At 49.6% G+C, this 24,463-nt stretch carries 17 protein-coding genes and 6 pseudogenes; 8 read left to right on the forward strand and 15 right to left on the reverse strand.

The window, feature by feature from the left end; genetic code table 11:
• Positions 1-261 precede the first annotated feature (261 nt).
• Together BLS62_RS27390 and BLS62_RS27395 are read right to left on the reverse strand one after the other, a co-directional pair.
• Positions 262-612: a DUF1330 domain-containing protein gene (locus tag BLS62_RS27390; protein ID WP_093190115.1), complete on the reverse strand. Its 351-nt coding sequence runs from the start codon at positions 610-612 to the stop codon at positions 262-264.
• 515 nt (positions 613-1,127) lie between these two features.
• Positions 1,128-2,387: an IS256 family transposase gene (locus BLS62_RS27395; RefSeq protein ID WP_093190004.1), complete on the reverse strand. Its 1,260-nt coding sequence runs from the start codon at positions 2,385-2,387 to the stop codon at positions 1,128-1,130.
• 92 nt (positions 2,388-2,479) lie between these two features.
• On the opposite strand from BLS62_RS27395, the pseudogene BLS62_RS27400 reads away from it, so the two are divergent.
• Positions 2,480-3,178, forward strand: a pseudogene (locus tag BLS62_RS27400) (IS30 family transposase); the annotation flags it as partial.
• Here BLS62_RS27400 and BLS62_RS27410 read toward each other — a convergent pair.
• Together BLS62_RS27410 and BLS62_RS27415 are read right to left on the reverse strand one after the other, a co-directional pair.
• A complete protein-coding gene (locus BLS62_RS27410) occupies positions 3,170-3,835 on the reverse strand; it encodes an IS3 family transposase (protein WP_143521621.1) in 666 nt (221 codons plus the stop codon). The pseudogene BLS62_RS27400 and the gene BLS62_RS27410 sit on opposite strands and share 9 nt — an antisense overlap.
• Positions 3,832-4,128 carry a transposase gene (locus BLS62_RS27415; protein ID WP_093190009.1) on the reverse strand — a complete coding sequence of 99 codons (297 nt, stop codon included), beginning with the start codon at positions 4,126-4,128 and terminating at the stop codon, positions 3,832-3,834. Before BLS62_RS27415 ends, BLS62_RS27410 begins: the two co-directional genes overlap by 4 nt.
• A 409-nt stretch (positions 4,129-4,537) precedes the next feature.
• On the opposite strand from BLS62_RS27415, the gene BLS62_RS27420 reads away from it, so the two are divergent.
• Complete coding sequence (locus tag BLS62_RS27420) at positions 4,538-5,467, forward strand: LysR family transcriptional regulator (RefSeq protein WP_093190012.1); 930 nt, start codon at positions 4,538-4,540, stop codon at positions 5,465-5,467.
• A gap of 82 nt (positions 5,468-5,549) precedes the next feature.
• Here the strand turns inward: BLS62_RS27420 and BLS62_RS27425 are convergent, their stop codons facing one another.
• The 4 genes and pseudogenes from BLS62_RS27425 to BLS62_RS27435 all read right to left on the reverse strand — a co-directional run bounded on the left by BLS62_RS27425 (position 5,550) and on the right by BLS62_RS27435 (position 7,922).
• Positions 5,550-5,957 (reverse strand): hypothetical protein, encoded by a 408-nt coding sequence (locus tag BLS62_RS27425; protein WP_093190015.1) that lies wholly within the window; start codon positions 5,955-5,957, stop codon positions 5,550-5,552.
• A gap of 39 nt (positions 5,958-5,996) precedes the next feature.
• Complete coding sequence (locus BLS62_RS30865) at positions 5,997-6,182, reverse strand: hypothetical protein (RefSeq protein WP_143521622.1); 186 nt, start codon at positions 6,180-6,182, stop codon at positions 5,997-5,999.
• Between the two features lie 30 nt (positions 6,183-6,212).
• A pseudogene (locus tag BLS62_RS27430) lies at positions 6,213-6,500 on the reverse strand (IS3 family transposase); the annotation flags it as partial.
• Between the two features lie 36 nt (positions 6,501-6,536).
• Positions 6,537-7,922 (reverse strand): IS30 family transposase, encoded by a 1,386-nt coding sequence (locus BLS62_RS27435; protein WP_208991274.1) that lies wholly within the window; start codon positions 7,920-7,922, stop codon positions 6,537-6,539.
• Between the two features lie 96 nt (positions 7,923-8,018).
• On the opposite strand from BLS62_RS27435, the pseudogene BLS62_RS27440 reads away from it, so the two are divergent.
• From BLS62_RS27440 to BLS62_RS27455, 4 genes and pseudogenes are all read left to right on the forward strand, one after another.
• Positions 8,019-8,960 (forward strand): annotated as a pseudogene (locus tag BLS62_RS27440) (IS256 family transposase); the annotation flags it as partial.
• A gap of 36 nt (positions 8,961-8,996) precedes the next feature.
• Positions 8,997-9,605: pseudogene (locus BLS62_RS27445) on the forward strand (IS66 family transposase); the annotation flags it as partial.
• Between the two features lie 567 nt (positions 9,606-10,172).
• Positions 10,173-10,463, forward strand: a pseudogene (locus BLS62_RS31810) (DDE-type integrase/transposase/recombinase); the annotation flags it as partial.
• 154 nt (positions 10,464-10,617) lie between these two features.
• Positions 10,618-12,128, forward strand: a protein-coding gene (locus BLS62_RS27455; RefSeq protein WP_244283677.1) for an IS3 family transposase whose coding sequence is annotated in 2 segments (ribosomal slippage) — positions 10,618-11,044 and positions 11,044-12,128 — 1,512 coding nt in all. Because the reading frame shifts where the segments join, the coding sequence is not laid out codon by codon here.
• On the opposite strand, the gene BLS62_RS27460 is transcribed toward BLS62_RS27455, so the two are convergent.
• Complete coding sequence (locus BLS62_RS27460; RefSeq protein ID WP_093190023.1) at positions 12,078-12,431, reverse strand: hypothetical protein; 354 nt, start codon at positions 12,429-12,431, stop codon at positions 12,078-12,080. The genes BLS62_RS27455 and BLS62_RS27460 overlap by 51 nt on opposite strands.
• 286 nt (positions 12,432-12,717) lie before the next feature.
• Positions 12,718-12,882, reverse strand: a complete 165-nt coding sequence (locus tag BLS62_RS31130; protein WP_159436591.1) for a hypothetical protein — start codon at positions 12,880-12,882, stop codon at positions 12,718-12,720.
• Positions 12,883-14,113: 1,231 nt separating this feature from the next.
• On the opposite strand from BLS62_RS31130, the pseudogene BLS62_RS27470 reads away from it, so the two are divergent.
• Positions 14,114-16,047, forward strand: a pseudogene (locus BLS62_RS27470) (DNA topoisomerase).
• A gap of 4 nt (positions 16,048-16,051) precedes the next feature.
• Here the strand turns inward: BLS62_RS27470 and repC are convergent.
• The 4 genes from repC to BLS62_RS27495 form a co-directional block, all read right to left on the reverse strand.
• Positions 16,052-17,296, reverse strand: coding sequence for a plasmid replication protein RepC (gene repC, locus BLS62_RS27480; protein ID WP_093190035.1), 1,245 nt, complete (start codon positions 17,294-17,296; stop codon positions 16,052-16,054).
• A 208-nt stretch (positions 17,297-17,504) separates the two neighbouring features.
• The gene (repB, locus tag BLS62_RS27485) at positions 17,505-18,554 is read right to left on the reverse strand and encodes a plasmid partitioning protein RepB (protein WP_093190038.1); all 1,050 of its coding nucleotides are present in this window, start codon (positions 18,552-18,554) and stop codon (positions 17,505-17,507) included.
• Entirely contained in the window at positions 18,551-19,888 is a 1,338-nt protein-coding gene (locus BLS62_RS27490; RefSeq protein WP_093190040.1) for an AAA family ATPase, read from the reverse strand. Before BLS62_RS27490 ends, repB begins: the two co-directional genes overlap by 4 nt.
• Before the next feature lie 1,385 nt (positions 19,889-21,273).
• Positions 21,274-22,533, reverse strand: coding sequence for an IS256 family transposase (locus BLS62_RS27495; RefSeq protein ID WP_093176470.1), 1,260 nt, complete (start codon positions 22,531-22,533; stop codon positions 21,274-21,276).
• 105 nt (positions 22,534-22,638) lie between these two features.
• On the opposite strand from BLS62_RS27495, the gene BLS62_RS27500 reads away from it, so the two are divergent.
• Complete coding sequence (locus BLS62_RS27500) at positions 22,639-22,887, forward strand: hypothetical protein (RefSeq protein ID WP_143521623.1); 249 nt, start codon at positions 22,639-22,641, stop codon at positions 22,885-22,887.
• A gap of 282 nt (positions 22,888-23,169) precedes the next feature.
• Here the strand turns inward: BLS62_RS27500 and BLS62_RS27505 are convergent, their stop codons facing one another.
• Complete coding sequence (locus BLS62_RS27505; protein ID WP_093190046.1) at positions 23,170-24,201, reverse strand: IS110 family RNA-guided transposase; 1,032 nt, start codon at positions 24,199-24,201, stop codon at positions 23,170-23,172.
• Positions 24,202-24,463: the final 262 nt, after the last annotated feature.

The following is a 24,463-nucleotide window of genomic DNA, read 5'->3' on the forward strand; positions in this document are numbered from 1 at the left end:
TACTTGCTTTCAGAATTGCGGGCTTTGCTGTCGGTCGCCACAGCGTAGAAAGTTGGAGATGGGCATGGCTACTTCGAGATCTCGTTGGGCAATGAGCTGCCGTTGGGTATTTCCATCAAGGGTTGAGACAAACTCAGAGAGACGCTGCAGTGGTCTCTGCGTGGCGAACTCTTCTCGCTCCAATAATTGCGCGAGAATTAATTGGGACGCGAGCCTAAGAGCCCAAAGTTACCGATGCTGCATTGCTTGCAAACGGCTGCTTTAAGGGGCCTTAAATTCTGTAGAGTTAGTCGTGAAGTAATTGGATTTCACCACGCTTTCAGTCTCAAAATGACCAGGTATAACTGCCGAAAAACCTTCGACCACTTGGTCCCTGAATTCTGCTAACTCAGCCATTTCTGAGGAGTGATAGAATTTCAATGCCGCTTCAAAGCTGCCAAATCTGTATATCACCATATTTTCGTAAGAGGTTGACCCACTTAGCGCTTTAATCGGACTAGCTACGATGAGCTCGCCTTTGTACTTTTCTACAATAGGAAGCGACATCGGGCCTAGTTCGCCGATACGAGATCTATCAATAATATTGTAATGGTGAAGTACATAACCAGCCATCTGATGTTTCCTAGTTTGATTGTTTAACGCAACGCGTACAGTAATTGTTCCGACATGCACAACCAGAGCCCAAATGGCGGCAAAGTCCGCACAGGGTCCATGGACCGCGCTTAAGTGGATTGTCGTCCACACCTAAGGCCTCTTGGAAACGCACACAATCAGAAATAGCAAGAACGTAAAACCGGTGAGACCCCTGTACTGAGGCAAACGACAGGTATGGTCACACTGCTATGTGGCAGGAAGGTTTAGAAGTTCGGGCCAACAGCTGCCACTCAGGTGGTTCCATCAGGGGTTGACACACGCTCACCCGGAGGCTTCTACAGTAGCTCTTATGGGCGATATGGAATTACTCAACTGACCATTTGCTGACATTCGAGCTGTCTCAGGGCAAGTCTAGTCAGAGCGAGGTTGCAACTTCAGCTCGATCTCAGTCGCCTTGTTGTTGAAAGGTGGAAAGCAGACATTCGTTCTGGTGCAATTGCGAAAGAGCTAACCGCAAAAGTTGGTGATGGGTTTCACGCGGCGTGATTATGGTTTGCATCACTCTCGATGCCATTTGTGAAGATGACACCCTGTATTATCTTAGGCAATTGATTTTTGCCTCTCAATTTCTGCCAGCGCTTCTCCGCTGCCTTGATCAGCATGAAGACCATTGGCATTGCAGTATCCCGGGAGAGGCAATTCTTGGTCTGCCTTGTTCTGTGGCGCACAGTTGCAAAGGTTGATTCAATTGGATTGGTGGTTCTGATATGCCCCCAATGCTCAGCAGGAAAGTCATAAAAAGCCAGCAACTCAACCCTGTCTTTCAGCAGGCACTGCGTGGCCTTGGGGTATTTAACCTCAAATTTCTCTATGAAAAGACCAAAAGCCGTCTCTGCATCTGCACGATTTTCCGCCATCCAGATATCCTGTAGATCTTTTTTCGCTTTGGCTTGCAAGGACTTAGGCATTTTGCTTAGGACGTTCATTGTCTTGTGGACCCAGCAGCGTTGAGCTTTTGTTGTGCCAAAGACTTCCCGCAATGCCGCCCAGAACCCCAGAGCACCATCTCCCACTGCTAATTTCGGTTCGATCTGCAGGCCACGAGCTTTGAGAGCAAGCAATAGTTCCCGCCAGCTCTGAGTGTCTTCCCGGTAGCCATCATCAAAGCCAATCAGCTCTTTCTTGCCTTCCGGTGTTGCCCCGATCAACACCAGAATACAGCGACTTTCCCGCTCTCCCCGAGCTTTCAGATAGATGCCGTCTGCCCACATATAAACGTAGTTGCGCGCTGACAGGTCTCTGGTTTTCCACTCTTCCCATAAAGATCGCCAGCTTTTGACAAGGCCGCGGATGACATCCGGCGAAAGGTTGGGAGCATCAACACCCAACAAAGCACTTAAAGCTTGCTGAACATCATTGGTGGAAACTCCACGCAAGTAGAGAGCCGGGATCAACTCATCAAGACTGGTTGAGCGGCGCAGATAATTAGGTAACAGATTGGAATGGTGCCGAATTTTCTCTTCGCTCGTCTCATCTCGATCCCGAATGCGTGGTTTTCTGACCGTCACAGGCCCAATGCCAGTCTGGATCTCGCGTTCTGGCAAATGACCATGCCGGACCACTCGCTGGCGGCCATCTGGTAATTTCAAGTCTGAGTAAAGCGAAAGAACACTCACCACTTCACTCTCAATCGCTGCTTGCAAAAGTTGCTGTGCACCTGAGCGCAAAACTTCCGTAAGCGCATCTTGAAATTCACCTGGCTGCACAAGCGGGATAACTGTATCTTCTGTCATAGGCGTATCAGCTCCTCTGGAGTCAAAAGCAAGCGTCGAACACTTGCTATGATACGCCGCACTTCAATCCGTCACCAACTTTTACCGCTAGCTCTCACGAAGCCATATATCAGTCTTTGTTCATTCAGGGCCGCGGTGCGCTGCGCCGTGAGCTTGTCGCATGTCTGCGTTCTGGCCGTGCCCTTCGCGTTCCCAGAGCGCGGCGAAAGGGTAAAGGGAGGGCATTTGTGTCTGACGAGATCATGATCAGTGAACGGCCTGCTGAGGTAGCAGATCGAGCAGTTCCAGGTCATTGGGAGGGCGATTTGATCTTGGGCTTGAAGAGCTCTGCCATTGGTACTCTCGTGGAACGAAAAACTCGCTTTACTCTTCTGCTTCACCTGCCACCGATGCCGGGCCATGGAACGAGCCCGCGACAGAAGAACGGCCCAGCCCTTGCTGGGCATGGCGCTGATGCTGTTCGGGACGCAATTGCAAAATCCATCCAGGATTTGCCCGAACATCTGCGCAGATCACTCACATGGGATCAGGGCGCTGAAATGGCGCAGCATGAAAGGTTAACATCTGAGACCGGGATCGACGTTTACTTCTGTGACCCCCAAAGCCCCTGGCAACGCGGCAGTAACGAGAACACCAATGGCCTGCTGCGCCAATACTTCCCGAAAGGCACAGATCTAAGCGCTCATGGTGTGGAAGAGCTGGAAGCAGTCGCCCATGCCCTCAACGGCCGCCCAAGAAAAACGCTTGGGTGGAAAACACCCGCAGAAGCATTGGAAGAAGTCTTAGGTTGAATTATAAACCAGACATTGCGACGACCGATTGAATCCGCCTTGGCTTCCCCTATCGGAGTGGTGGATCAACCCAGGAACCGGGCCTCTGCGTCCCAGAGCCATCTCGAGGGCGGCACAGCAAAGCTCGGCGCGCATGTGATCCTCCATCGCCCAACCGACGATCTCACGCGTGGCCATGTCCTTCACACCAGCCAGATAAAGCCAGCCCTCGTCCGTGTCGATATACGTGATGTCGGCCAGCCAAACCGTATTAGGTGTCTGGCTATGGAACTTCTGTTCCAGCAGGTTTGGGGAAGGCTTCAGCTTATGATTGCTGTCCGTCGTGATTGGCTTTCTACGCTTGCGAATAAGCGGAGAAACCTTATTTTCCTTCATTATTCTGGCCACGCGTCGTTCAGAAACGACCTCATCCGCAGCTAGAAGATCCCGATGAATACGCTTTGATCCATAGTATTTTTTACTGACCCTGAAGAAGGTTTTAATCTTGGGAAGCAACTCCTGATCTCGGACCTCACGATTGGCTTGACGTTGATCGCGTGCAGGCTGACTGGCTGGAAAGCCGTAGAACCAACCCCGGGATATCTCCAGAAGCAAACATAATGTGGAAACCGCATATTGCGCTTTATGGGCAGTCACGAAAGCACGCTTGTTCGTCATGGTTTCACCGCCCGCGTTGCGAAAAAAGCGGATGCTTTGTGCAAAATCTCCACTTCCTCAGCAAGCCGCTTGTTGTCTTTGCGAAGGCGAACCAATTCAGCCGCATCGGCTTGCAGACGCCGTTTGGCTTCAACTGAGCCAAACGCCTCTATCTCTAGCCGCCACGTCTTCAGCTGTGTACCCGTAATCCCGAGCTCCTTGGCAACGCTGCCTTGCGTCGCCCCAGGCTCGTACAATCTCTCAATTGCCGCTGCCTTATAATCGTCTGTGTACTTCCGTCGCTGTTGTCCCATTTGGTGCCCCTTTCACGGACAGGGGTAAAGTACCCCAATGTCCGGGAACAGGGACGAAGTTCAGCCGATCAGCAGTCTGTTTAAATGGCATTAAGTAGATCTTCTGAAAGGGAAATTTCAGAAAAGATACTCCACGTCAGGGGATACTGCAACAACGCCTTTCAGCACCAGCGTACTGTTTTAGAGCTCCCACCAATGCGTAGTTTCATTGTGCTTTTCTGGAAGCCCAATGTCCTGACGAAGTGCGTTGCGTCCAGGAGGTAATGGTCTGACGGGTTTTTGCAACAGACCAGCAGTAAATTTTTTCATGATGAAGTAGATTGATTGAAGAATAGACATGAGCTCATAAGCGCATATATAGATGGATCAAGGAAATGAAACATATCAAAACACTATATGAAGGAATTTCATGATAATCCCAGCTAGTGCGATACCATCTCTCCAGTGCCTTCGCGCTTTTCTAGCAGTCGCCCAGCTTGGAAACTTCACCCATGCAGCTGAAGCTTTGGGGCTTACACAAACAGCCGTTAGTCATCAAATAGCGCAGTTAGAAACCCACATTGGTGCCCCCGTCTTTGTTCGCAATCGGCCAAATGTACAGCTTACCGATCTAGGAAAAAAACTTCTTCCTAAGGTAGAAGTCGGATTGAGCGGCGTTTGGGATGCATTCAAAGAGGCACAGAACTCCGATAAAACACAGCCTATCGTGGTTTCATCCTCACCCGAATTTTGCACACAATGGTTGGCACCTCGACTTGAGAAATTCTTTAATTTGTTTCCGTCGATTAGTTTGAACATGATCCTTGAGTATCGACGAGCTGACCTCGTATCGGGTGAAGTAGATGCCGCAGTATGGCTTGGAGCAGGTAATAAAGATTTATCCGCGACTAGACTTGGGGTAGAAGAAGATTTTGCTGTCTGTTCACCAGAACTGGCCCAAAGCTTACCTAAACGGAATGCAAGGTCCGTCGCACCTTTGCTCCAATATGTTGGAGCCCGGCACACTGTTCTCGATTGGGAGCGCTGGTTTCAACAGATATATGGTGACCAATTGGTTGCGAAAGTGGCCCAGCCTAAAATTGAATATGGCCCGGTATTTGATACGTTTCCCGATATGATAGCTGCCTGCAAGCGCAGCGAAGGTTTTGCGCTTGTTCGCTCGTCTCTGGTGGCGAATGAGCTTTCCACCGGACAACTAAAACGCTGTTTCATTGAGTCTGTTACCTCAGATCTACACTACCATATCGTAACACTACCCAAAGCCAAATGCAGATCTGAAGTTGAGCAGTTCCGGCAATGGATTGTTGCAGAAGCAGCGTCGGGGCAAGTTGTGCACTAAATTGCCGTTGTACAACACGGCTCCTACCTGGCGTTGTTGCGGAATGTAAATTCAGTTTACAGCTCACCCTTAACCGCTTAACTCAGGTCGCGTTTACGCGTTCGAACGTCGCACGTCCGAGGGCGGCCATTGTGTTGAGGACGGCGACGTTAATCTTAGCCTCCGTCTTCTGATTTTCCAACTTACGGGACTTGAGTGTGGTCCCGATGTCTTGTTTGTAACGCCCCATTAAGGTCTCCCCTCGTGAGCGCCGCCCGTATCCTTTCTGCTTCTGCCAACCCATTCTGCCATATTCCTCTATGAGCAGAATATCCCGGTCACGTGCAGTGGGAGTGGTCGCAGCCTCAAGGCTGGGGACTGCTGTTTTGGGCGGTGGTATGACGATTTCAACGCCTTCATAACGGTCCGCTATTTCCTGTCGTGTTGGGAAGCCATCATAAGCACCATCACCAAGGAACGTGGCAACCGGACCCCCAACTTGGTCCAGCATATCCGATACAGAGCTAACCGCAAAAGTTAGTGATGGGCTTCACGCGGCGTGAATTTGATTTGCATCACTCTCAATGCCATTTGTGAAGATGACACCCTGTATTATTTTGGGCAACTGATTTTTGCCTCTCAATTTCTGCCAGCGCTTTTCAGCTGCCTTGATCAGCATGAAGACCATTGGCTGGAGTTCGTCCCTGATCCCGGACAATCGAGTATTGGAGTTCACCCCGATTTCCGGACAGTTTGATTAAACCCGTTATGCTGTCATATTCCAAGCCCTTTGTTCAAATGCCTGATAAGGCGTTTTGTAGCCGATAGCCGAATGTCTATGCTGACGGTTATAGAATACCTCAATGTAGTCGAAGATGGCCGCCTTAGCCTGCTCCCTTGTCAGGAACCTGGTGCGGTGAACCAGTTCTTTTTTCAAGGAGGCAAAGAAACTCTCCATGGGAGCATTGTCGAGACATTGACCTTTTCGGCTCATTGACTGGGTGATGCCAGCTTGTCGTAGAAGTTTGCGATACTCCTCACTTGCATATTGGGCGGATTCAATCGGTCGTCGCAATGTCTGGTTTATATTTCAACCTAAGACTTCTTCCAATGCTTCTGCGGGTGTTTTCCACCCAAGCGTTTTTCTTGGGCGGCCGTTGAGGGCATGGGCGACTGCTTCCAGCTCTTCCACACCATGAGCGCTTAGATCTGTGCCTTTCGGGAAGTATTGGCGCAGCAGGCCATTGGTGTTCTCGTTACTGCCGCGTTGCCAGGGGCTTTGGGGGTCACAGAAGTAAACGTCGATCCCGGTCTCAGATGTTAACCTTTCATGCTGCGCCATTTCAGCGCCCTGATCCCATGTGAGTGATCTGCGCAGATGTTCGGGCAAATCCTGGATGGATTTTGCAATTGCGTCCCGAACAGCATCAGCGCCATGCCCAGCAAGGGCTGGGCCGTTCTTCTGTCGCGGGCTCGTTCCATGGCCCGGCATCGGTGGCAGGTGAAGCAGAAGAGTAAAGCGAGTTTTTCGTTCCACGAGAGTACCAATGGCAGAGCTCTTCAAGCCCAAGATCAAATCGCCCTCCCAATGACCTGGAACTGCTCGATCTGCTACCTCAGCAGGCCGTTCACTGATCATGATCTCGTCAGACACAAATGCCCTCCCTTTACCCTTTCGCCGCGCTCTGGGAACGCGAAGGGCACGGCCAGAACGCAGACATGCGACAAGCTCACGGCGCAGCGCACCGCGGCCCTGAATGAACAAAGACTGATATATGGCTTCGTGACTGATACGCATCAAAGGATCATCCGGATAATCCAGCGGCAGGCGGCGCGCAATTTGCTCTGGGCTCCAGGCCGAGGCCCATTTGCGGTGTTGGCGACGCACCGAACGCCGCTTTGTCCAGCGCACCTCTGGACCTGCAACAATATCCCCATCAGGGCTCGCGATCTGGCCTGACAACCGATCTTCAACATATTGTCGCAATGTGTCGTTCAGGGCCAGCTTTGTTGCCCTGGGCCGACGTGCGGCACGATTTGCGTGCCATTGCGCTGTGGTCGCGCGATACTCAAAACTGCCGCTGCGGGTTGCTGCGTTCCTCCGCAACTCTCTGGAAACTGTAGAAGCAGCTCTCCCAATTTTACGAGCTATCGCACTGATGCTGAGACCTTGGGCAAGGAAAATTGCAATCTCTTCACGTTCCTCAAAACGGAGGTATCGCCCCGATAGTGGCGGCGCAGAACTAGAATAATGTGATGGCGGCATGCCTCCGGCCTCTCGAAACCAACGACTGCCAACGGGGGCAGACGCACCAACTTGAACTGCGGCCTCTTCGCTGGAAATACCCTTCTCAATCAATCGCCAGAACAAAACCTGCAGCGCCCGATGCGCTGCCTTTGGGCGACCAGGCGAACTCACCTTTACTCGACCACTTCGATCCGAAGCTCGTTTGCGTATCGTCATCACAATCTCCATTTTATGAACATTGCGACGACCGATTGAATCCGCCTTGACTGCCGCGATCGGAATGATGAATAAGGCCAGCAACAGTCCCTCGTCGTGCCAACGCCCCGTTCAACCAGCCTTGATGAATTGATCCCAACGCTCCATTTGCGTGGGGTTTCTACCAATGATGTTCAGCAAGCTTTGAGTGCTTTGTTGGGTGTTGATGCTCCCAACCTTTCACCGGATGTCATTCGCGGTCTTGTCAAAAGCTGGCGATCTTTATGGGAGGAGTGGAAAACCAGAGACCTGTCAGCGCGCAACTACGTTTATATGTGGGCAGACGGCATCTATCTGAAAGCTCGGGGAGAGCGGGAAAGTCGCTGTATTCTGGTGTTGATCGGGGCAACACCGGAAGGCAAGAAAGAGCTGATTGGCTTTGATGATGGCTACCGGGAAGATACTCAGAGCTGGCGGGAGCTATTGCTTGCTCTCAAAGCTCGTGGCCTGCAGATCGAACCGAAATTAGCAGTGGGAGATGGTGCTCTGGGGTTCTGGGCGGCATTGCGGGAAATCTTTAGCACAACAAAAGCTCAACGCTGCTGGGTCCACAAGACAATGAACGTCCTAAGCAAAATGCCTAAATCCTTGCAGGTCAAAGCGAAAAAAGATCTACAGGATATCTGGATGGCAGAAAACCGTGCAGATGCTGAGGCGGCTTTTGATCTTTTCATAGACAAATTTGAGGCCAAATACCCCAAAGCCACGCAATGCCTTGCCAAGGATAGGATCGAACTGTTGGCTTTTTATGACTTTCCTGCTGAGCATTGGGGGCATATCAGAACCACCAATCCAATTGAATCAACCTTTGCGACTGTGCGCCACAGAACAAGGCAGACCAAGAACTGCCTCTCCCGGGATACTGCAATGCCAATGGTCTTCATGCTGATCAAGGCAGCGGAGAAGCGCTGGCAGAAATTGAGAGGCAAAAATCAATTGCCTAAGATAATACAGGGTGTCATCTTCAAAAATGGCATCGAGAGTGATGCAAACCAAAATCACGCCGCGTGAAACCCATCACCAACTTTTGCGGTTAGCTCCTATAATCGGCTGCTGAAACGACAAAAGAGCCCGGTGGTGCTCGCCTATTGCTGGAGCCATGCGAGGCGCAAACTCTATGAAGTCGCACGCAACAAAACCGCACCTATTGCCGAGGAAGGCCTGCGCCAGATTGGCGAGCTATACCAAATCGAAAAGATGATCCGGGGCCAAAGTCCTCAGGAGCGTCTGGTCGCGCGTCAGAAACACAGCAGAGCGTTAATCGAAGCCTTTGAAGAGTGGTTGAACAACCACAGGGCCAAGGTCTCCAGAAAATCACCTCTTGGAGAAGCCCTTAGTTATATTGCCAAATACTGGAATGGACTAATCCGCTTCCTTGACGATGGGCGCATAGAGCTGGACAACAATTCTGTTGAGCGCACAATCAGGCCAATAACTCTAAATCGCAAGAATGCATTATTTGCCGGTCATGATGCTGGAGCGGAAAACTGGGCCATGATCGCTTCTCTTATTGAAACTTGCAAACTGGGTGCTATCAACCCACACACCTACCTTGCAACCACACTCACAAAAATCGCCCAAGGCCACAAACAAAGCAAGATCAACGAACTCCTGCCCTGGAATTTTGAGGAACAAGAAAGTCAAGGTGGGCTCTAAACACCGCTTACCCTTCAACGTGGAGGACGAGTTTTGAAGCTCCTTATTTGTTCGAAAATGGCAACAGCCATTATGCTGGAAACGTGGCAAATTTTACAACCAAAGATGGAACAGTGTTGTAAAAATTTGCTACATTTAAATTTGAACCATTGCTCTGATATTCCAAGCCTTTGGAGTTGGATGAATGCCTCAGGAATACTTTATATGAGTATGGACCCCAAAACTGTCGAGCGGGTTGCTAGAGTGACCCGCTTTCGGCTCGGATATACACCTTCTGAGATGAAGGAGGTTCTTGATAGTATCAAGCCGGTGGAGACACTTCGCGAACTTAGAGCCGAGCTGACAAAAATAGAGAAGAAAGCATCCTTCAAAGCAATGGACGGCAAAACACTGAAGGAAGCGCGGGATATGTTTGGTCTTACAGCACAGCAGTTTGGTCCATTTCTGGGTTTCAAGGTGGGCGCTTCAATCAGATCAACTATGTCTGCCTTGGAGCGCGGAAGAATGGCCGTCTCCGAACCGGTCACACGTTTGGCCCGTGCCTATCTTTCCGGTTGCTGCAACCCGTTTTTTGAAGAAGCCATCGGCAACAATATTCTGCCGGAAAAAGTGGTGATGGATAAAAGCGGAGCAAACAAAGCCGGGTTAACCAACATCAATATTTGCCTCTTCCTGGCGGGCCGCTGGCATTCCTTCATTGACATTCTTCAAGTCAAATACCTCAACAATATCGTTGAGCAGGATCACCGCTTTATCAAGCGCATCACCAAACCCATGATGGGCTTTAAGGCCTTCCGATCTGCAGCGGCGACGCTGGATGGTATTGAGGTGGCTCGCATGATCCGAAAAGGGCAACTGGGACAGGAAGGCGGTCCAGCCTATCGTCAGTTTATAACCCCCCTGTGTCAGGGAAGTTGTCCGCGTCTCTGTTTTTCTCTATTTAACCAAGAGGGCGGACTAGGAAGATTAAGTGGGATATTCACCTGAGCGAAAGGCGGCAGTGCTTAAGCGGATGCTGCCGCCGAACACCATAACCATTCGGAGATTGTCGAAGGAGGAAGGCATCAGCGAGGCGACACTGCATAAGTGGCGTGGTGAGGCACGTGGCAAAGGCCAGCTTCTGCCTGGCGCAGATGCTGACCCTGAAGGCTGGTCCTCACGTGATAAGTTTGCCGCTGTACTTGAAACCGCGTCGTTAAACGAGGCTGACTTGGCCGAATACTGCCGTAAGCGTGCGCTTTATCCGTCACAGATCGCCTCCTGGCGAGGAGCTTGTGAGCAGGCAAATGACTGGGAACGGGCCAGCACCGCACGTCTTGGCCAGGCTTTGAAAGAAGATAAGAAAAGGGTTAAGGACCTGGAACGCGACCTTGCCCGAAAGGAGAAGGCTCTGGCAGAGGCTGCCGCGCTGCTTATTCTGAGAAAAAAGGCCTCAGCGATCTGGGGGGGCGAAGAGGACGCATGATCAGCACCCCGGATCGCAAAACTGCTGTCGCTCTGATCACCGAGGCTGTCACCGCTGGTGCACGTCGTATCATGGCCTGCGGCGAGCTGGAGATCAGTGAACGGACATTCAGGAGATGGACGAAAGACGGTCAAATTCAGTCCGATCAGCGGCCCATCGTGCCGCGCGCTGAGCCAGCTAATAGGCTCAGTGAGTATGAGCGCGCTGTTGTGCTGGAGGTCTGCAATTGCGAGGAATTCGCTAGCTTGCCACCCAGTCAGATTGTACCAACACTGGCCGATCAAGGGCGATATCTGGCGTCTGAATCCAGCTTTTACCGCATCCTGCGCGCAGATGGACAGCAGCATTACCGTGGCCGTGCCAAGCCTCCTGTACGACGCAAACCACCCACCAGTTATCAGGCTAATGCTCCCTGCCAGGTGTGGACCTGGGACATTACATGGGTGCCGGGGCCAATTGCAGGCATGTTCTTCTACCTTTACCTGATGGTGGACATTTTCAGTCGGAAAATCGTCGGCTGGGAAGTGCATGAGCGAGAGAGCGCAGAACTAGCTGCACAATTGATCGAAAAAGCGGTACTCGCCGAGGGCTGCATTCTCAAGCCTCTGGTCCTGCACGCAGATAACGGCAGCCCAATGAAGGGCGCGACAATGAAAACGACGATGGAAAGGCTGGGCATTACTGCTTCCTACAGCCGGCCACGTGTCAGCAACGACAATCCCTTTTCCGAGGCATTATTCCGAACCTGCAAATACCGTCCGGATTGGCCCTCCAAGGGCTTTGCTACTCAAGCTGAAGCACAGGCTTGGGTGAAATCCTTCGTCAGTTGGTATAACAGCGAGCACTTACATAGCGCGATCCGCTTCGTTACTCCCGATACGCGTCATTCAGGGAAAGACCAGGCGTCCCTCGCCAACCGCACCATGATCTATGAAAAGGCTCGGACGAAAAAGCCAGAACGTTGGTCAGGAAAAACACGCAATTGGCTACCAGCAGGGCCCGTCTGGTTAAACCCGGAGCGCGAAACAAGCTGCACTGAAATCAGAGACGCTGCATGAAATTAGCGGACAACTTGTTTGACAAACACCGAGGCCAAGCAAAAGCGAGATGCGCCACTCACCGGCAATCGTTGGCTCTCCAATCCCTTTGACCTTCAGGAGCCGTACAAAGGGTGCGTTCAAGTCTTCCAGAAGAACGAAGGCGCCGCCCTCCTCATAAAAATCACCATTGGATTCATAAAATTCCAAGGTTGCTTCCAAAGAAGCATCCCAAGCTGCCTCAAGCACCTTTGAATAAGAGATGACTTCAGACCGGCTGATGGCTGTTTGTTTGGTGGGAAATGGAATTATCTTGGTATTCATGTTGTCGTCCCCTGAGATCGAGAGAGTTGATAACTCCCCTCCCCGTTTGGAAGGTTCGCTTTCATTTTCCTCGTCACCCGGAGCCGTTCAGTTTGGTCAAGGTCATTCTTTGAATGCCTGCTTGCAGGTTGCCTTGAGCAAATTGAAGGGAGACTTATCCATCAGCGGCTTGCCGCAGATCTTTGCACGAGGGACAGTCCCCGAAGGCCGAGACAGACAGTGGAGCGCTTTAGGTTGAGTTTTGTCCTTGCTGGCTCGTTCGAGACGGCAAGGGAATTAGGAAACCTTAAGAGCGGAGGTGTCTGGCTTGGTAAGCGCCAAAGGCGCGTGGATCTGGCGTGGTCTGCGTAGCAGACGTGCCCCTGCCCTTTTCCCTCATTTGTACCAAAATCCGGTCCATCTCTTCATCAGAGGGCAAATTTAAGATTTCATATTCATCAGGACCATTCATCTTACGATCCACCAATTCAGCTGGGACTTTCAGGATTTCAACTTATTGATCTGGAACACAACGATACTCCCGGCCCATCAGCTTCTCAAACAGCAACAACACGGTTGAATGTGGCTATTCAGGAAATCATATTAAGGTATTGAAATATAGACTGAATTAGTTATTCTAGAGAGCATTATGCACTTTCTCATTTGGCTCTTTAAGGCCCTGAATACAAACCAAATCCTCAAGATCTGTTTGTTTCAGAACTTTAACAAAGTGGTCTACGAATTCATGCGGCATTTCAAAGCCCTGGAGTTCTTCCTGTGAACTTAAGATCCCATAAAACGCTGACACATATGGAAGCTCGTCTGGATCTGGTTACTGCCTGTTCCTGCTCATTGCATACATGTGCGCTTTGTTGACGAAGACGCATTTATTATTCAGGGTTTGAACCAAAAAGAACTGGCTTGGATTTTCAAAAGGCCTGGCTCGATCTTCAACGTCCATTCACAAGAGACCTGCAGTGCTTTGGCCTGACTTAGGAGTTTTTTGTTTTCAAGTGCAACGATCCGAAATGGGTATCGGGCTCCAGTCCTCCAAGTTTCACGGCTCGCACGTCCAACATTCTTGCGTTTGAGTAAAGCGCATTTGGCGTCACTTCCAAGGCTCAGTGACCTTGGACGTTTCCCCAGATCCATCGGATCTGAGTGTTTTCCCACTTTGATATCTTGTAGAGAGGATAGCCAGATTTCTGGCTTAATTCGGTCTGCCTGCCCTGCTCGCCTTTACGAATATCTTTCAAAGGCATTCTGCACTCCCTGCAACGAGGAGCCGTTGCACATCCCATGCGCACATTACGTATATCCTAAGCGGGTGCGCAACACTCCTCTTGCAAGCCCAGGAAAACATGTCGAAGGCGTGTTTTGTGTAGCGAGCAGCAACAAAGCGTGTGATGGAAGGTGAGCAACAAGGGATTGCGCAGCAAGACCGCCGTGCCGAACCTGTAATCACACCCCGGTCCTCTCACGGTCTCCCCTGCCCCACAAACTTATCACCTTTGAAATGAAACAGTTGCAGCCAACGCTCGCCCTCTTACAGAGCTGAGTGATTTTTCTTGCAGCTCGAAACTGTTCCAGTAGAATCGCATGGATTGAAACATAGATTGGAGTTGCCTCCTCCACTCTAAGGACTTTCAAGAAACTCACTTTTCGAGCACGCGCAAAATCAACGATCACTCGCCTAGGGCATCATGAACTCAATCATCATTACTGAAAAACCCTCTCAAGCCCGCAATGTCCTGAAAGCGGTTGGCACTCGCTATGGCGAGGTCTTTGCTGCACAAGGTCACTTGTTGCGCCTTCAATCTCCTGATGAGGCCAATCCAGAATGGAAAGCCTGGTCAACGGCGTTGCTACGGCCCCAAGGTGGCCGGTACTTGCTGGTTGCAGATAGATCCAATGGCAAGGGCGAGCGGTTGGACAAGATCAAGCAGGCTTTAAGGTCTGCAGATCAGGTCATCATCGCAACTGACTGCGACCGCGAAGGTCAGGCAATCGGTGAGAACCTTCTGCATTTTTATGGGTTCAAGGGCCGCGTATTGCGGGCGATGTTTACGGCGGAAGATGAAAAGACGCTTCGCGAGGCGTTTGCTTCAGCAAAACCCAATACAGCGTTTCGCCCGCTCTATGATGCAGCTGTTGCCAGAGCGCAAGCAGATCAAATATTCAATCTCAGTCTCACCAGAACAGCAACGACAAAGTTGGTGCCTGCCGGTGTCCGCGCTGTGATCGGCATTGGCCGGGTTCGCACTCCAACACTTGGAATTGTCTGCAGGCGAGAACAAGAGCTTTCAGATTTCAAGGCACGGGATTATTTTGAGTTGACGGCTGATGTTCAGGGTATCAAAGGACCGTTCCAGCTGCATCACCGGCCGTCAGACAACGAGCGCTACTTTGACAGGTCCAAAGCTGAAGCCATTCAGGTGGCAGCGACCGGTTGGCAAGGTCCTGCCAGTGTCCGCCAAGAAAACCGGCGTCAGGCTCCAGGTAAACCTGTTGATCTTCCAACACTGCAAAAACAAGCATCAAAGTGGGGTTGGACGGCAAAGAAAACGCTGGAGACAGCTCAAGCGCTTTATGAAACCCATAAGCTGACAACCTATCCTCGTGCAGCTGTGCGTTACCTCCCGGAGAATATGGTTGAAGGGGCAAGCGCTGTCTTTACCGCTCTCCTTAGTGGTGGCTATGCCAAGGATCTGGACTGGCAGGCTCCGACAATCAGAACCGGCAAGCGCGGCGTGTTTTCCGACGCAGGATTGGCCGGAGAATCTCATCATGCCATCATTCCAAACCCTGCTGTGATCGATCAGTTTTCAAAGATCATTGCCGTTCTGAGCGATGATGAAGGAAAGCTGTTTGATTTTATTGCCAAGACATTTCTAGCTGCGCTTGGGCCAGATTATGAGTATCACCAGACACAGATTTCAATCAGTGTACCGGTGAAGGATCAGGCTGTTATTTTCAAGACGGTGGGCCGATCTACCATCAATCCAGGTTGGCGCGTTGTTTATGGTGAGTTCATCGAAGACAAGACCTCTTCAGAAAATGAAGCTGAGTTACCTCAAGTGGGCAACGGTGAAGGCGTCAAAATCACACACATCAAAGTTGATGCCAAAAAACTAAAGCGCCCGGACGTTACAATGAAGGCTCTCTCATTGAGGCGATGCAAAACGCTTGGAGGTTTGTTGAAGATGAAGGCCAACGCTCGCGGCTGAAGGAAGCCAAAGGGATCGGCACACCAGCGACCAGAGACACCATAATTGAGGGACTGAAGAAACAAGGCTTTCTCAACATTTCCAAAGGAAAGCTATTTGCCAGCGACACGGCAATGCAGCTCTACGATCTCCTGCAGGGGCGCTGCCCGTCACTGCTTGATTCTGGCACAACTGCAACAATGGAAGCGCGTCTTGATGACATTGTGCGCGGCTCTGCCAGTGCTGATGAAATCATCCATGAGATTTGTAGTACGGCAAAATCTGCTATCGACAAATTGGAGGCGCAGGGCCAGCAACTCAATATCAAACGCGAACCAAGTGCGGCCATGGTCAAGGCAGCGAAAGCCAAAGCACCTTCAACCCTTGCACCAGTGGAGGCCCGCAATGCACCATGTCCCTATACTGTTTAAGGGGTCACAGCTGTGACCCCTTAAAACCATAAGCGCGAACCAGCCCAAAAATAGATTTTTGTAAATTCAACTTATCGTCGTTAGCACGTTCAATCATAGCGCGGAAATAGCCTCCAGGTCTGCCTATAGCCTCCGGGTCACGCAAAGCCTTTTCAGCCACCACAACAAGACAAGCTGCTGCCAAATGTCTGCCTTGAGCAGTGCAAGCAGCGTTCCATCCCGCTTCAGAAAGGCCAATAAGGTGACGCAGATCCTCTGTTAAAGCAAACAAAGTATTCCAGTTTGAAATCTGTACTTGCAGTAGATCGCCAACCTCGCTGCACGCTTGACTGAGCAAGCCTATTGAAACTCCAGCAAGCAGTGACGAGGGGAGGGCGGTTGTACTTCCTGTTTGAAGTTTCCCGTAGGTAGCGACAGGCTTCTTTTCAAGAGCCACTTCAACGGCGGTGTTAGCGCCGTTGTCATTTGATGAATTTAAGGATGTCTCGTTAGAGGCATTCCGGTTAGTTTCTACTTCTTTCTTAATGTGTGGATGTGTTGTATTAGATATAGCAGCGCCATTTTTGTCACCCAAGCACGACAATTTTGTTTCTAGTTGCAAAGCATTTTGATAGATTGTCTCTATTTCTTTGGCTCGTGAAACTGGGTCAAGAGGTAAGGCCAAAATCCCTTCCAAACGATCCATAATCGAAATGCCTGTGTCTCCCAACAAGAGCGCTAAATCCTTCACCGCTCGCGCACGAGCAACAACCAACCGGCGAGCCTGCTTCTCTAGCTTTAACTGTTCCTGAAAAGCCGTTACGCTTTCTTGTAGTTCTTGGAGCCTCATACAAGCTGGTGTAAGATCTAAGCCATACCCGTAGTCTATCGCTCCACTCCGATCACGCCTGATGAAGCGGCGACCGTTTGGACTATCTGCATATGCCAGAATACCTGCTTCTACGAGCCGCTTAATACACCGACTGACCGTGCGAGTGGACCTGTCTGTATATTGAGCAAGCTTCTCATTAGAGATTGCAACTAATGGTCGCCCACCCGCTCGTAAGTCTTCCGCTCGCACCAAACCGAGCAGAATGTCCAGGATCTGGTAAGGCGTCCCAGTGATCTTCAAAACAGGAGCTGCCCGTTTCAAAGTCATGGCGAGATCTTTCTTTACAATATCCTCAGTCAACGGTTCACTGGCAAGACATTGAGCGGACAGAATGGCAGGATTAATTCGCCGAAATGGAGCTATTGATTGATGCAGCATCTCATATCCCCGCCGCAAATTATGCGGCTGGTTGAAGTACCCAAAATTATGAGAAAGACGCAGAAATCCGTTCCCTGACAAAAGCAGGGTTGAAATAACATCAGAGACGCTCTAATATAAAGTTGCTAAACTGATTGGAGCGCTTGCGCTTTCAAATACGATTAAAGCCCGCGTTAAGTGGGCTTTTTTCTTACCTGTCAGGTCATGATTATTTTCCTTCACTTTCGAAATCAGCAATCAATTTTTCAAGATGACTAGATAAATAGTCTGCGAACTCAGGTGCTACATCGCGCTTAATTGTTAAACGAAACATCTTTTCCGAGATCTGGACTTCGCCAAGATTACCACCGTTCTTCGCCTTAAGCTGTTTGGATATCTGCTTTGGTTTTTCTACCAGAGAGCTTTGTTCTAACAGTCCCAAAACCTCTTCAAATCGTTTTGGGCTGGAAGCACTATCAAATTCTATAGTCTCTAAGAGAGAATTCAATTCTGCGTTTAACTCGCCGCGTAATTGTCCAGCTGCAAAATAGGAAGCGAGCTTTTCCCAACGAGGCCGACCAACCCCTTTAGCCTTACCAATATTTTTGATTATTGATTCCGGTATGGCTTCAGTAATAGTTGCAAGCATTGATATGTAGTTTTTTGAACTTTTACCAATGGCAGAAATAACAACCCGTCGAGGGAAGTTCTTTCGAAGGTGACTTGCGAACAAAGCCATCTCTATAAAGGTGAGATCTTCGCGCTCGTTATTTTCTTTGCCTTGAGCAATAACAAGCTCTTCATCAGACATATTTCTGACGACAGCACGAACAGGAAAGCTGAGTTCTTGGCAGGCTCTATGACGGCGATGCCCAAAAGCGATTTGGTAACAACCGTCCTCAGTAGGGTGTGGGCGGACCAGAATAGGAAGTTGTTGGCCACTGCTCTCAATAGATTCCTTTAGAGATAGAAAATCTGGATCTTCCGAAAAATCAAACCGATCACGGATAAAGGAAGGCAAACATCTCTCAGACGGAATAACAACTATCTCATCCACAACCATAGAAGATGTTTTATGTTCGCCCACGTTGATAAGTGCTTCAGAGAGTAATCCAAGTGGACTCGCTCCCTTTCGAGATGAACTAGCATCCGATTGTTTAGCTCCGGTGACACCGAGCGTATCTTGAGGGGAGGGCGCATTTTGGCGTGTAGGCCCACCCACCTTCTTAGTCGCCCAGATTGCTGCTAGTTTATCCTGCTGTTCTTTTCTCTTGCTCATGATCTCCCCCAACCCTTCTGAATAATTGCCTCTATCTCCGCATTAACGGCATTAAGAGATTCAGCGGCGCGGTCGTAGGTTTTTCCGTTGAATTTAGCGCGCTCGGCCTCGTAAACTGTCTGCTGATAAGTCCCTGCTTCCGTGATTGCAGAGCTGCGAACCAGAACATTGGTGAGCACGTTCGACAGCTGGCTACGTAGCATGGCAACAACTTGCGCTTCTGGAGCGCTTGTTGTGTCATGGCGCGTAACCAAATAATGCAAGGTCTTATCTGTGAGGTACTCCGCACCCAAAGATCTTCTCACTGCATTTTCAAGGTCGCTTTGGTGTTGTTGAAATGAAGCCAAGTACTGAGCCATACTCTCACAATCAAGCCAATGCGGATGAATTGTTACCAAGAGATGGTTTGCGGCGAAAATGGCAGCGTTTGAGAGATAGCCGAGGTTTGGCGCGGTATCACAGACGACAATATCATAGTCATCTGCCACATCAGTGAGCGCCATCTGCAACCGCATAAAATAAAACTTTTCAACGGTACTTGCTGTCAATTGCTTAGCAAGCTCTTGTTGTGTCGCCTGAATTTTCTCAAACTGATCATTGTTCAAATTTGGAGATTTAAGCCGAATATTTATTTGCTCAAGCTCTTCCGCTATTTGTCTCTCTATAAGCTTAGCTTCAGTTGCCACGCGCGGAGCATCATACTCCCAGTCTGAAACCCATCGACCTGAAGGCACCAGATCAATGTTTTCAAAATAAGTTTTTTGCGCGACTTCAGACAGACTTAGTGGATTGTCATAACGAAGGGCTGCATAGAGGCTTTCATCTTCCTCAAGATATTCAGGGACCTTCCCAAAAATACTCGAAGCTGAGGCCTGAGGATCGAGATCAAGCATCAGAACTCGATACCCTTTAAGAGCCGCATATTGAGCAAAATGCGCAGAAGTCGTAGATTTCGCAGATCCGCCTTTAAAGTTCACAGCAGCAACTACTGCTAAGCCTTCGTTTTCCCGACGAACTGGATCGTAGGAAAAGCCCTTTTCAGTTTCCCAACCGGCCTTTACAGCAAGATGCTTTCTGATTTGATTGATCTGACTAAGACTATAATTTCGTGAATTCGCTTTTCCATGTCGAATGAGTTCCAAATTGATCTCTTCGGCTGTCATAGCAAGGTAACGAGTTGTAACGCCTACCAAATTCGCGGCTTCGCTTGCAGAAAACAATCGAAGAGATTTCTTGGCTTGAGGAGGAAAGTGGATACTGGAAGTCGCTTCAATGGTAGCAGCTAAGCTGTTATAATCTTCTGCAACCTGCTTGGAGATTTCTGAAATTGTCATTTATCTCATTTCCACCATATACCAAAAATGCACGAAATAGTGGAAATAGAAATATGCAGAGAACCCGATTCTGTCAATTTGTTTTTGGTTAACGTAAATTAACAAATGTCCGATCCATTTTGCACTCAGCCGGAACCGACCACTTTTGGAGCTTCGGGCCAGCTGGGCTTTTTAGGAGAGTACAACAAAGCGTGGGGCAATTAGAGGTTTGTTCAGGATACGTGTAATTTTTTCCGAATATGCATTAGGCTCGCTCTACCGTCCAGTAAAACCTATGGTTTTTTGAACTGAGCCCGTAGAGCGCTAATTTGCAAATCTCCTTAAGGTTTCAGTTCAGAAAAGTAGTTTCCTCAATCAAGGCCCAGTTCCCACGAACGTGTATTTTCGGCAGGATTTGTCAGCCTGCTTCAAAATGTTCCGAAACTTAAGAAAAACGGAACAAAAATCTAGTCCTTTTCATTCAAAAGCTTACTTGTTCCATAAAACAGCACCGAAACACGTGATCTTGCTACGAAATAATGCCTTACAATATCAGAGCTTTAGGGGGCTTCTAAAAAATCCTGCCACTTTTGCATCTTCGTGGGAACTGGGCCAGCGCCAGAAATCATAACCGCATAGATGCCCTAAACTTAAATCTGGAACATATAGTTTTTGATTGGCAGCATGCTTTCGCACAAGCTTTTTCAGAAGCCGTTTTCAGCGGCTCTTCCGCTGTTAGTTAGTATTTGAAGTACGGCTCGTTAGAGCTGTGCCACATAAGGTTTATTACAAGAGTTTCTAAGTGTGAATGTGTTGTATTAGGTATGTGGCAGTCATTTTTGTCACCCTCGCATGACACTTTTTGTTTTTAGATTAAGTTTGGGCATCCACACAAACCCTACAAAGAGGTAACACTATTCGTTAACGAGGTGATTGTTCCCAGTATTCAACGCCTCTTCAATCTTTGCTTCCAGAACCTCCCGGTTCGTCGTTCCTGCGTAGGTTTTGTGGCTTACAAAATCGGTTTGAAGTTCACCCTCAAGTTGTGCCCGACAAGCAGATCAAAACCTTCCGCACGGTTTTCTTTCGATTTCATAATTATCGAGCAGCCTTGTTGAGCAGGCCCTGCAATCGCTGGCCATCTGCTGAAGATACCACAGAAAAATCATACTGCTTCGCGGTTCCTGGATTCATGAGTATTCCAGTCCAGCCTAAGACCTCAAAGAGATGACTCAGGTTTTTTAGACAGGTAGTATAAGTGGATTTAGCTCCTGAAACTGGCATGATGCGACCAACAGGAGAACACCATGAGCAGACGTCCCCGTCGGAACCATAGGCCGGCTTTTAAAGCGAAAGTGGCGCTTGCTGCTATTCGCGGAGCTAACCGCAAAAGTTGGTGATGGGTTTCACGCGGCGTGATTTTGGTTTGCATCACTCTCGATGCCATTTTTGAAGATGACACCCTGTATTATCTTAGGCAATTGATTTTTGCCTCTCAATTTCTGCCAGCGCTTCTCCGCTGCCTTGATCAGCATGAAGACCATTGGCATTGCAGTATCCCGGGAGAGGCAGTTCTTGGTCTGCCTTGTTCTGTGGCGCACAGTCGCAAAGGTTGATTCAATTGGATTGGTGGTTCTGATATGCCCCCAATGCTCAGCAGGAAAGTCATAAAAAGCCAACAGTTCGATCCTATCCTTGGCAAGGCATTGCGTGGCTTTGGGGTATTTGGCCTCAAATTTCTCTATGAAAAGATCAAAAGCCGTCTCAGCATCTACGCGGTTCTCTGCCATCCAGATATCCTGTAGATCTTTCTTTGCTTTGGCCTGCAAGGATTTAGGCATTTTGCTTAAGACATTCATTGTCTTGTGGACCCAGCAGCGTTGAGCTTTTGTTGTGCTAAAGACTTCCCGCAATGCCGCCCAGAAACCCAGAGCACCATCACCGACAGCCAACTTCGGTTCGATCTGCAAGCCGCGAGCTTTGAGAGCAAGCAGTAGCTCCCGCCAGCTCTGAGTATCTTCCCGGTAGCCATCATCAAAGCCAATCAGCTCTTTCTTGCCTTCCGGTGTTGCCCCGATCAACACCAGAATACAGCGACTTTCCCGTTCTCCCCGGGCTTTCAGATAGATGCCATCTGCCCACATATAAACGTAGTTGCGCGCTGACAGGTCTCTGGTTTTCCACTCTTCCCATAAAGATCGCCAGCTTTTGACAAGGCCGCGGATGACATCCGGTGAAAGGTTGGGGGCATCAACACCCAACAAAGCACTCAAAGCTTGCTGAACATTATTGGTAGAAACCCCACGCAAATAGAGCGCTGGGATCAATTCATCAAGACTGGTTGAACGGCGCAGATAATTAGGTAACAGATTGGAATGGTAATGAATTTTCTCTTCTGCATTCTCATCTCGATCCCGGATCCGAGGTTTGCTGACCGTGACTGGCCCAACGCCAGTCTGGACCTGTCGCTCTGGCAAATGCCCATGCCGAACCACCCGCTGACGGCCATCTGGTAATTTTAAGTCCGAGTAAAGCGAAAGCACGCTCATGACTTCACTCTCAATGGCCGCTCGCAAAAGTTGCTGTGCACCCGAACGCAAAACTTCCGTAAGTGCATCTTGAAATTCCCCTGGCTGCACAAGCGGGATAACACTATCATCTGTCATAGGCGTATCAGCTCCTCTGGAGTCAAAAGCAAGCCTCAATCACTTGCTATGATACGCCGCAATTCACTCCGTCACCAAGATTCACCGTTAGCTCTAAAGGTTCCGGTGGCAGAGGGCCAGGATGAGGATTTAGACAAAGAACTCTTTGAACTTCTGTGTTCGCGATATGGCTTAAAGAAGGAAAACTACGGCGAGATATTTAGTGATGGGGAAGAGCGTTTCCGCATTGCTGGCCTGGATACTAGGCGTCCCAAATACCCGATCTCAGCGAAACGGATCTCTGATGGGCGACTATTTAAGTTCTCGCCCGAACAGGTTCGCGTGCTGCTTCAATCAATCGCTAAAGTTCGCTGATTGTTCCTCAAGATGGCCAAATATGCATGTGTGGATGCTCCCGGTTTTGCAAGTGCCAATTTACTATCTGGAACAGGTTGATCAGGTGCAGTCATGTGTAAGGCCTCTGGATGTAGATGAACACCTACGGGCCGGTATGGAATACGCAAGAATAAGGTCCTAATCAGCTATGCGAACTCTGAGGTTCGATGCATATTTGCGGTTTACCTTCACTCGGTATTGGTGATCGTTGTTCCTTACAGCTTTTGACCTTCTTGCATTGCCCTTGACTAGTCTTGATTCCTAGCAGGCAATTCGTTGCGGTTGCTCTATGTAATCCTGTTCCTTCACAATCATTGCCCACAGGGCCCGTGCCATTTTATTGGCGATGGCTACAGCCGCCACAAGTCGGGGTTTTCGATCCAAAAGAGCCTCAAGCCACTTGTTTCGAAGCTTTCCAGGTCGAAGCGTGGCGTTGATCAGGGACATGGCACCATTGATCAGAAGCCTTCGGATATCTTGCTGTCCCATCTTCGAAATTCTTCCTAAGCGCGCCTTGCCTCCGGTTGAATGTTGTTTGGGAACCAAGCCCAACCAGCTCGCAAAATCACGCCCGGACCCAAAGCTGTCCAACGACGGCGCAAATGCCTGAATGGCAGCAGCGGTCATGGGACCGACACCTGGCATCGTTTGTAAGCGTTTCGTCAACCGGTCCTGTCGAGTTCTGAGTTTTATCTTCTTCTCAAGCACTGTGATTTTGGTCGTACACTCCGCTATGCCCGCAACATAGAGACCCATGATCTCCAAAACATCATCGGGTAAAGATGTTTTTGCAGAATGGGCTGCTGCGATAAGTGCTTTAAATGCCTCGGTTCCTTTTGCTGAAACAATACCGAATTCAGCCAGATGTGCCCTTAAGGAATTCATTAATTGAGTGCGCTGTCGAACCAGTAGATCACGGCTCCTGAATACCGTTCCCAATCCCTGCTGGTCTGCAGATTTCACAGCGACAAACCGCATCGTGGGACGTACTGCCGCTTCGGCAATGGCTTCAGCATCATTGGTATCGTTCTTCTGCCGTTTCACAAATGGCTTAACGTAGACAGGTGGAATTAATTTCACTTCATGTCCGAGCTTGGCTATCTCCCGGCCCCAGAAGTGAGCAGTCGCGCACGCTTCCATTGCCACTGTGCATTTATCCCATTTTGAAAGAAATTCGAGAACTCTGCTGCGGCTAAGCTTTTTCCGGAAAATGACGGTTCCGTCCCTCCCAGCACCGTGCAAATGAAAAACTGTTTTAGCCAGATCAATCCCGATAAAATGAACCTCACCCATGAGATCCCCCTTCCTTGCTGACGTCATCAACATCACTATGGCATGCTTAGATGCCCGGTAGAGGGAGCATCCACTCCATCAGCTATGTGCCCATTGGGCCCGTAGGGGTGGGGCATCCAACCCATCAACGCCGATCGCCGGCCATATCCATAAACAGCCGTATTTCGTGCAGATCCTTGGCAAATCTGTAAGCCGTTGATCTGCCGATACCGAGCTACTTGGAAGCCTGACCCGCAGTAAAACCACCCTCAATGAGCTTTTG

This window comes from Pseudovibrio sp. Tun.PSC04-5.I4, from assembly GCF_900104145.1.
Classification (GTDB): Bacteria; Pseudomonadota; Alphaproteobacteria; order Rhizobiales; family Stappiaceae; genus Pseudovibrio.